The 6,091-nt window shown below is 61.1% G+C and carries 5 protein-coding genes; 2 read left to right on the top strand and 3 right to left on the bottom strand.

Going from position 1 to position 6,091, the window contains the following annotated elements; translation table 11 throughout:
* Positions 1-191: 191 nt before the first annotated feature.
* Positions 192-2,513, bottom strand: a complete 2,322-nt coding sequence (locus NW837_RS00730; protein WP_414328822.1) for a fused MFS/spermidine synthase — start codon at positions 2,511-2,513, stop codon at positions 192-194.
* A gap of 268 nt (positions 2,514-2,781) precedes the next feature.
* On the opposite strand from NW837_RS00730, the gene NW837_RS00725 reads away from it, so the two are divergent.
* Complete coding sequence (locus NW837_RS00725) at positions 2,782-3,720, top strand: alpha/beta fold hydrolase (RefSeq protein WP_414328821.1); 939 nt, start codon at positions 2,782-2,784, stop codon at positions 3,718-3,720.
* A 67-nt stretch (positions 3,721-3,787) separates the two neighbouring features.
* Here NW837_RS00725 and NW837_RS00720 read toward each other — a convergent pair whose 3' ends face one another.
* The gene (locus tag NW837_RS00720) at positions 3,788-4,270 is read right to left on the bottom strand and encodes a pyridoxamine 5'-phosphate oxidase family protein (protein WP_414328820.1); all 483 of its coding nucleotides are present in this window, start codon (positions 4,268-4,270) and stop codon (positions 3,788-3,790) included.
* Between the two features lie 196 nt (positions 4,271-4,466).
* Here NW837_RS00720 and NW837_RS00715 point away from each other — a divergent pair, with 196 nt between their 5' ends.
* Positions 4,467-4,688, top strand: coding sequence for a high light inducible protein (locus tag NW837_RS00715; RefSeq protein ID WP_414328818.1), 222 nt, complete (start codon positions 4,467-4,469; stop codon positions 4,686-4,688).
* A 354-nt stretch (positions 4,689-5,042) separates the two neighbouring features.
* Here the strand turns inward: NW837_RS00715 and NW837_RS00710 are convergent.
* A partial coding sequence (locus NW837_RS00710; protein WP_414328816.1) for a sensor histidine kinase occupies positions 5,043-6,091 on the bottom strand: 1,049 nt, incomplete at its 5' end.

Genomic DNA, 6,091 nt, shown 5'->3' with positions numbered 1-6,091 from the left:
TAGGGCAGAGCAGGCTCAGGGCTACTGAAAGCCCGCTCCGTACCGCTTAGCGGTCGGAGCCGGGTAGTTTACTTACGTTGCAAACAATCATAACTCATACCAACTTCGAGTTGTAAAGATTTCCTTAACTTTTCTGCTCCCCAACCCTAATGCATTCGCCGAAGGGTCGCGTAGCGATAGCAGCCGGATTCCTATCCAGAACTGGGGATCTGGATACCCTTTAGCAAAGGGATCCAAGGCCAGCGGATCACCTGCAGCAGGTTGGAAAAGTCATCCCGCCAGACGGGATCCCCGGCTTGGGGCAAAAGGGGCTGCCAGGGATCCAGTTCCTGCAGGACTCCAGAGTTTTGGGCCAAAGGGCTCCGCCCTGCTGAGGCGGTCGTCGAAGCGTCGCGCGGCGATAACAGCACCCAGTGGGAAGGGGCCAGCCCCGCCTGGCGTTGCTCAGGGGAGAGATCCCGGTGGTCTTGGTGCCAAGCGTGAAGCTGCAGGGATCCGGCCAGGCCGGCCAACAGCGGGGCCAGGTCGAGGTGGCGGTTGGTGATGTTGAAGAGCAGCCAGCCGTGGGGCTTGAGCTTGCTGAGGTAGAGGGCCAAAGCCTCTTGCGTGAGCAAATGCACCGGCACTGCGTCAGAGCTGAAGGCATCCATCACCATCAGGTCATAGCTGCCCTCTGGGATCCCCTTGAGGCTGAGCCGGGCATCGCCGAGGATGACCTGCACCCGCGCCCGCGTCTGGGCCCACCGGAGATAGGAAAAATAGCGCCCCGCCCAATCGGCCACGGTGGGATCCAACTCGAAAAACGTCCACTCATCCCCTGGCTCGGCATAGGCGGCCAACGTGCCGATCCCCAGCCCCAATACGGCAATGGCGGGCATGGGATCCACAGTCTGGGCTCTGAACGCCGCAAACACCTGCCCAACGGGCCCAGGCCGAGCGAAATAGGTCAGCGGCTCCAGCGCTTTTTCCGGGTCCAAGTTTTGGCTGCCGTGTAGGGTGGTGCCGTGCAGAAGGCCACGAAAGGATCCCTGCTCAGTTTGGTATTCCACGATCCGGTTGAGGCCGAAGGCGCTGCGCTCGCTGTGGATCACCTGCAGTCCCGGCTGCAGCCAGGGTTGCCCCAGCAGCACAACCAACCCCGCCATTGCTCCCACCCAACCGACCTTGGCCTGCCAGCCAGGGGCTCCGCTCTGCTGCTGTGAACGGCTCTCCCCTGACACCAACAGCGCCAGCACCGCCCAGCCCAAAGCCAAACCCACCCCAGCGCCCACCTGCAGCAACGCCTGCGGTTGAAAGTGCAACAGCAGCAAGGGCAGGAGCAGCCCCAGCCCCAGCCACAGGCCCACCCGCCCCCCCTGAGCCCCCAGCACTGCCAGCGACATCCCCAGCAACAGGGGATATTCCAGCACTGTCTCAAACACCTGCGGTGCCAAGAGGGCAGAGAACATTCCCCCTAAGCTCCCCCCCAAAGCCAGCCACAGGTAAAACTGCGTCAACTGCTCCACCGGCGGGCGACGGCAAGCCAACCGGCTGTGGCAGCCCCAGCTCACCAGCCCAAAGGTGGTCAGATGCAGCGGCAAAAGCAAAAAACCCGGCCTCACCCAGCCCAAGACCTGTGTCCCCACCGCCCCGCAGGCCAGAAGAGCTGTCGTTCCCAAAACCCCCTTATTGGGGTGGATCCCCCCGAAAGCCAGCATGAATGTCAGCAGATAGATCCCCAGGGGGATGGCCCACAACAGGGGCACCGCCGCCACGTCGGTGGTCAACAGAGTGGTGACCGCCACCAACAGGCCCGCCGGCAAAAAAGCCAGCCCCGCCCAGCGCCAACGCTCTCGCCAGGAAACAGCCCAATTCCCCAGAGCAGCGCTGGATCCCTGGGAATCCGCCCCACGTTCTTGTGGCTCGGCAACGCCGTTGCGACTGAGCAGCAGACCCACCCCGCTCAGCAGCACCAGGGCTGCCACCAGCGCGTAGGATCCCGTCCACAGGAGAGTTTGCCCAGCCAAAGACAGGCGGGGCTCCAACACCAGCGGGTACCCCAGCAGCCCGCCCAAGCTGCCGGCATTGCTGGCCACATAGAGAAAGTAGGGATCCAAAGCCTCCCGTTGCCCCGCGACCCCTCTTGCCGCCAACCCCCGTTGCAGCAACGGCGTCGTCGCCGACAGGAGAAACAGCGGCACCCCAGCTCCCAAAGTCAAGTTTGCCAACAGAGCGAGAGGGGGCCACCATCCTTCCGGTTGGCCGGGGATCCCCAATTGAAAGGGCAAAAGCCTCAGACCGGCCAGCAACAGGATCCCGTGGATTAGCACCCCCATCCTGGGATTGAGCCCGCGCCCCAGCCGGTCTGCCCACAGGTAGCCCAGCAGCAGGGTGGCCTGAAAAAAGGCCAGGCAGGTATTCCACACCAGGGGGGATCCCCCCCACAGCGGCAGCAGCAACTTGCCCACCAACAACTGTCCCCAGAAGAGGCAAAAAGCGCTACCAAACAAGCTGAGGCCAACTAGCCAAACCAAAGCCGACCCACCGCAAAACCCTCAACTGCCAGTATTCCCCACTTTCTCCCGGAAGCTTGAGATGGGATGTTGTAGCCGCTTGGTGGTGCCCCTTGGGATCACCCAACTCAGAGGAGGGCCGATCCTTGTTCCTCGATTCAAGTGCGCCAACGGGTGGAAGGGGGCCACCCTCCGCCAGTACTCTCATTTGCCCCGATCACAAGGACTTTGTCCCGCTGTCGCGAACGGTTAGGATCGCAACGCTGACTCAAACCTACACTGCACCCCCATGTTGCCATGCAGCGCCAACGCGAACACAGAGCATCGCTGGCTCTGGCGTGACCAGCCCATTCGCTACCAACAGTCGGGATCCACAGGCCCAGCCGTGTTGCTCATCCATGGCTTTGGGGCCAGCAGCGACCATTGGCGGAAAAATTTGCCGGAGCTGGGGCAGCACTGTCAGGTGTATGCGGTCGATTTGTTGGGGTTTGGGGGATCCGCCAAGCCCCTGCCGGGATCCCCTTTGCCCTACACCTTTGAGACCTGGGGATCCCTGGTGGCCGATTTTGTGCGGGAGGTGATGGGCCAGCCGGCCTACCTGGTGGGCAACTCGATTGGGGGCATCGTGGCTTTGCAGGCGGCGGTTCTGGATCCAGCCCAGGTTTTAGGGGTAGCGATGTTGGATCCCTCGCTGCGGCTATTGCACGAGCGGAAACGAAAGCAGATCTCCTGGCTGCGCCGCCAGTTTACCCCTTTGCTGCAATCCCTGCTGGGGTGGCCCCCCTTTGGTCGTTTCTTCTTTGCTCAGGTGGCCCAGGCTAGGGCCATTCGCAATATCCTCCTCCAAGCCTACGGGCGCAAAGAAGCGGTTACCGAGGAGCTGATCCAGCTTTTGCTCAAACCCGCTTTGGAGCCGGGGGCGGCAGAGGTCTTTTTGGCCTTTGTGCGCTATTCTCAGGGGCCTTTGGCTGAAGATCTCTTGCCTCAGCTCACCTGTCCCGTCTTGATCTTGTGGGGGGAAGCGGATCCCTGGGAACCCATTGCTCTGGGGCGGGCCCTGGCAGAGTTTCCTTGCGTGGTGGGGTTCATCCCATTGCCGGGGGTCGGCCATTGCCCCCAGGATGAAGCCCCCGAGCTGGTCAACCCGCTGCTGTTGGACTGGATCCGGGATCCCACCCGAAAACCTGAGAAAGGACTCCATTCTCTCCCCCCAGAAGAGGGGAGCTAGGAAGCGGCGCAGCAAGAGCTTCCCTGGGCTCAAGGATGGCGCGGGCTGCCCTTGGAATTCTCATAATCTACGCCCGACCAAGGTGCTCCAGTTGATCCAGGTTGGGGCCCCTCAGCCGGAATGCCTGGCCAAACCCCTGGATGAAGCTGCCAGCTTTGGGGATGATCTGACAGAAGTGAAAATCCGCCAAGCCCAGGATCATCTCGGCAATCTCGTACTTGGCGCGGTAGAGGGCTTCAAACCCCTGCGCCTGCGCCTCCTCGCGGCTGAGAAACTGGGCTTCTCCGCTCACCATCACCCGCGGCAGGGCGTGGTTACTGCGGGGATCCCCTGGCGTAGGCGGCTCGTGGATGAGTAGCGCGGCCCGGGGATCTGCCCGCAAAGCCTGGGTGTGGCCAGAAAGATCGCTGATGACAATGGCAAAGCGCAAGGGATCCCGCTGCACCACAAAAGGCACCAACGACACCGCCGGGGATCCCTGCTCCAGCACCGCCAAGCTGGCCACCGGCTGGCCATCCAGCAGCATATTTAACTGTTCCAGCACCGACATGGTTGTCCTCCAGTCCCCTTGCTATTATCAGCTCCCCTGTACTGGGACAAGAGCCACAACCCTGCTTACAGGCTGTTCCTGGCCTGGTTGAACTCTGCCCGGCAGCTCGGAGCGTTGGGCATTAACGTTGTAAATAAAACTTTACAATCCTACGCAAAGCGAGCTACGCTGGGAAAGAAAGCACGAGGAGAACCCTATGACCCGATATCGCTCCGTCGTCGTCGAAGAAGGCGGTCGGCTGAACAACTACGCCATTGAGCCGGAAATGTATGTGGACAGCACCCCCCGCGTGGGCTTCACCGACTATGCAGAGCGCTTGAACGGGCGTTTGGCAATGATCGGCTTTGTTGCCCTGATCCTGTTTGAAGCTCTGTCCGGTACCACCCTGCTCGGCTGGCTGCAATCCCTGGGCCGATAAGCCAAAGAATGCTTCCTAGGAAGAGGGCTGTCTCTAATCGCCGATTGACTGTTCGCGATAGTGGGACGGAGTCCTCACTTTGCTGCACAGTTCTCTACAACCTGATGTGCAAACGCTAGGCAGTTGTGCGAGTGTGCAGAGAGCGGGTGGTTAGGTTTATGTTTCTAGACCTATGTTTCTAGACCCCAGCTACCGTTTGAAATGTACCCCAAGCTCTGGGGGAACTAACGCCTGTGGAGACTCCTCTGGCGGGGTGGTAGGTCTAAAACCTACCGCTAGTTAAGGGTTGCTGAAGCAGGAAGAAAGCAACAGCGCTGAGCAAAAATCTGTTCTGTTCAGTGCTGTGTAGGTCTTTCAGAGCGGCATCTCCCAGTGCAGCTCGACATGGGTATGGCCTTCTGGGGTGCGGGTGCGATGCCAGGATCCCTTGGGTAGATAGCGGGCGATGGTGTTCATGGCCTTGCTGCCGTAGCCGCCGCTGAGGCCGGGAGCGTACTCGATACCATCGTTGACCACGGAAAGGCAGCAGTGGCGCTCCGTTTGGGCCAGCGACACCTTGACAAAGGAAGCATTGCCTTTGGGGGGTTGTACATGGGCGATGACATTGCCGATGGCCTCCCGCAAAAAGCGCAAGATGTCTTCTCGCTGATCAAACCACTCACCGGTGTTGGGCTCCTGCAGAGGTTGCAGTTGGCGCTCCACAGACAGCGTCAGGCTGCCCGCTTGGATCAGCTCGTCCAGATAGATCTCGATGCCGCGATGCAACCCCTCTCGCAAGCTGGGGGAGATGCGCAGCTTGGCGGCTAGGGTGCGCACATCGTTGAGCTGATTCCGGATCCCGCGTCCGATCCTCTCCAGTTGCTCGAGCAGGTGGTCGTAGACGGTGGGATCGGGAGCTTTTCCCTGGTGCTGCTGCCATTGCAAGCTCTCCAAGTTGTCCATCACCACCTTCAGCTCCTGCAGCTCGCGATCGTGAATGTCGGTGGCTACTCGGTAGAGCAGCTTGCGAGCCTGGTCAATGGCGGCCTCCTGTTCGGCCCGGCGCAGGCGCTCCAGTTCCTGTTGCTGGGCCAAGAGCCGTTCTTGATTCTCCACAATGACCAAAGTGAGCAGCAGGCTCACCCCCGTTAGCCCACTGGCCAGGGCCGGCAAGACGAGAGGCCAAACCCAACGCCCCAGTAGAAACTGGGCCACAGCCAACCCTTCGTAAACGGCAAGCCCCACCACAGGCCGCAGGAGAAACTGCTGTTGCTTCCAGCCCCAAGGGCTCAAAAGTGCTCCGCACCGCTGACGCGAACGTAGGGGGGGACGATAAAGCACCAAAAGCAGTCCCGTTCCCACTCCCAGCAGCAAGACCACCGCAACCGCCACCCCCCCCGGCACGGATTGGTAGACCTCCCCGG

Source organism: Synechococcus sp. R6-10 (assembly GCF_047461815.1).
Classification (GTDB): Bacteria; Cyanobacteriota; Cyanobacteriia; order Thermostichales; family Thermostichaceae; genus Thermostichus.
Note: the sequence above shows the minus strand (reverse complement) of the source record. Positions and strands in the feature narration are given on the sequence as shown.